A 2,710-nucleotide genomic window follows, 5' to 3' on the forward strand; every position below is an offset into this window, starting at 1 on the left:
GCCCGGTCCGGGCTAGGTTGATTGTTTTCCCAGCGCTGGAACTCACGTTCAGCGTTCCCTGCCAAGCGATCATGATTTTGGACGCTGACTTTCCCGAGAACCGTCTGGACGTGCGTATTGGTATGAAGCCGCCGAGAACCCGCACAAATGGAAACAAAAAAGCGGCCGCCAGCGTGGCGGCATAAACCTCGGTATGACTGTCGTTGCTCTCTCGGCGGGCCGTAGAGGCAAGAAAACCGTTGGTGCCATGCAGATTTGGACATCAGCGCGGCGGTCGGCGCGTCTGAGTGGCGCTCAGGGGGTGGCCCCGCTCTAACTGATCAGCGGGCCAGTGCCCGCATAGCTGTGGCCACGATGGCGTCGGCGTCGGCCGGGGTCAATCCTGCGTGCCCGGTCCCCATCCGGTAAATCGCCGCCCCGAAGATGAGATCCATCGCCACCTCGGGGTCGACGTTTGGATCCAGTTCACCGCGGGCGACTCCGCGGTCCCAGATCTTCCTCACGGCTGCTCGGCGGACGTTCACCTGGTGTGTTCGTATCCGCTCGCGTTCCGTTGGGTAGAACTGCGACTCGCCGATGAGTTGGGCGAAGATCGCGCCAAGTGGGCTGCTGTAGAAGCCCATCATGCCGCGCAACGTCAGGCGGAAGTCTTCGGCCGCCGATCCGGTGTCGGGCACCGGCGCGTCGGCCATCATTTGGCTAAGGAACGCGTCGATAGCCACCGCGGTTCTGTTCGGCCACCATTTGTAGATGGTCGCCTTGCTGACCCCACTGCGTGCGGAGATCCGGTCGACCGACGCCCTGCGCAGGTCGTCCTCCTGCATCAATTCCATAGCGGCCTTCAGCACGGCATGGCGGTGTTCCTCGCTGCGCGGTCGGCCGCGCGGTCGACTTGGGGTCATTCCTCCACTTTCCTGCCCGTCGTTGGTACAACGGTAAATACTAGACGTCTCGCTGTGAGTACGCCCCTGTGCGTTGCCAGGTTCGAACCGTCGACGGGGCACTAGTCGTCGGCATAGGCATGACCGCAACAACGTATTTCACATCTCCTGCGCCGCCAACGCCTGCGACAACGTCGACTGACTCACCCCGAGAATGCTTGCTGCACTGCCGAAATGGTGCTTTTCCGCCACCGCGACGAACGCACGCAGCCCAGCGAGGGTGGGCCGATAATGATTATCGGTCATACCGATTAGTCTAGTGCGATATATCACCTTTACTTCAGACGGAGCTCGCCTCACCATGTTGGACAGACAGCTATCTTGAATAGGTCCAGATAAGGAGCGGATATGTCATCGCTAACGATTGGCCATCAATTCCCCGCCTACCGGCTCACCGCGCTGATCGGCGGCGATCTGTCGAAGGTCGACGCGCAGCAACCCGGCGACTACTTCACCACCATCTCCAGCGACGACCACCCGGGCAATTGGCGCGCGGTGTTCTTCTGGCCGAAGGACTTCACCTTCGTGTGCCCGACCGAGATCGCGACGTTCGGAAAGCTGAGTGACGAGTTCGAGGACCGTGAGGCGCAGATCCTGGGGGTCTCGATCGACAGCGAATTCGTGCACTTCCAGTGGCGTGCACAGCACCAGGACCTCAAGCGGTTGCCCTCCCCGATGCTCTCGGATCAAGCGGGAGCTCGCCCAAGCCACCGGACCGCCACAACCAGGACGAAGTGGCGCGCGAGCTCACCGATTTCGCCGGGCCCGGGGTTCATGCGCCTCGCCCAAACGGCCGGAGTCGACCATCGCAGCCTTACGCTACCGCTGTCGCGCGACCTGAAAATGACTGGCTTCACTGAAGCGAGCGACGCCTAAAGGGAATTCACGCTAGCGCGAAAGTCATTCGCGAACAGTCATTCAGCCACTCCCGCGCCGCGCAAGAAGGCTGCGGCATCGCACAGACAAGGATTGAGAAATTGGTAGCACTGGGCAACATCAACGGATGGCAACCGCCCCAAGGTCCGGTTACCACGTGGACGGCCTCACCCGCGGCACGTGAAGCGGCTCGTACCGCGCGACGCAGCGATCTAGCTGCGAGTTATCAGCAGGCTCAACACGCTCGGCTCGCTTGCTACGCCAAGGCGATGGGCAGACAACTGCCCCGCCTGATGATCGTGGCGTGGGAAATTCCCGGTGTGTGTGACATTCCGGCAATGACGGCAGCGATCAACGCGCATGTCCGTCGTCACGATACCTACCACAACTGGTTCGAATTCGAGAACGACGACATTGTCCGTCGCACGATCGACAACCCGGAAGTCATCGATTTCGTTCCTGTGGAGTTCGGAAATATGAGCGCCGAACAAATACGCCTACACGCGATGACGACGACGCCGCAGACACTCGAGTGGGATTGCTTCACATTCGGCATTGTCCAGCACACTGACCATTTCACGATCTACGCCAGTGCCGACAATCTCCACATCGACGGCATGTCCGCCGGACTGATCTTCCTCGACATCCACCTGATGTACCACAACCTGCGGCAGGCGACCCCCAGCACGCTTCCGCACGCTGGGAGCTATTTCGACTTCACCGTGCGGCAGCGTCAGGAGGCGGCGAGCCTTACCCTGTCTTCCCGACAGATCAAGGACTGGATCGAATTCGCTCAAGACACCGAGGGCGACTGGCCGAGCTTCCCGCTGCCGCTCGGCGACACCTGGGCCAGCAACGAAGGCGACTTCCTGACGGTCGACTTGTTGGACGCG

2 protein-coding genes and 3 pseudogenes are annotated in these 2,710 nt (G+C 61.1%); 3 read left to right on the forward strand and 2 right to left on the reverse strand.

Features of this window, described 5'->3' with window-relative positions:
- A partial coding sequence (locus JWP83_RS05265) for a hypothetical protein (protein WP_297726806.1) occupies nucleotides 1-185 on the forward strand: 185 nt, incomplete at its 5' end.
- Between the two features lie 135 nt (nucleotides 186-320).
- On the opposite strand, the gene JWP83_RS05270 is transcribed toward JWP83_RS05265, so the two are convergent.
- Nucleotides 321-902 (reverse strand): TetR/AcrR family transcriptional regulator, encoded by a 582-nt coding sequence (locus JWP83_RS05270; protein ID WP_297726809.1) that lies wholly within the window; start codon nucleotides 900-902, stop codon nucleotides 321-323.
- Between the two features lie 144 nt (nucleotides 903-1,046).
- Nucleotides 1,047-1,187: pseudogene (locus JWP83_RS05275) on the reverse strand (LysR family transcriptional regulator); the annotation flags it as partial.
- Between the two features lie 102 nt (nucleotides 1,188-1,289).
- Here JWP83_RS05275 and JWP83_RS05280 point away from each other — a divergent pair.
- Both JWP83_RS05280 and JWP83_RS05285 read left to right on the forward strand, forming a co-directional pair.
- Nucleotides 1,290-1,650, forward strand: a pseudogene (locus JWP83_RS05280) (redoxin domain-containing protein); the annotation flags it as partial.
- Between the two features lie 268 nt (nucleotides 1,651-1,918).
- Nucleotides 1,919-2,710: pseudogene (locus JWP83_RS05285) on the forward strand (acyltransferase); the annotation flags it as partial.

The sequence above is a fragment of the Mycobacterium sp. genome, assembly GCF_025965855.1.
GTDB lineage: Bacteria > Actinomycetota > Actinomycetes > Mycobacteriales > Mycobacteriaceae > Mycobacterium.

Bases quoted from the DNA above. Each gene is read 5' to 3' on its own strand.
- JWP83_RS05270 (WP_297726809.1), bottom strand. From the start codon at position 902: ATGACCCCAAGTCGACCGCGCGGCCGACCGCGCAGCGAGGAACACCGC.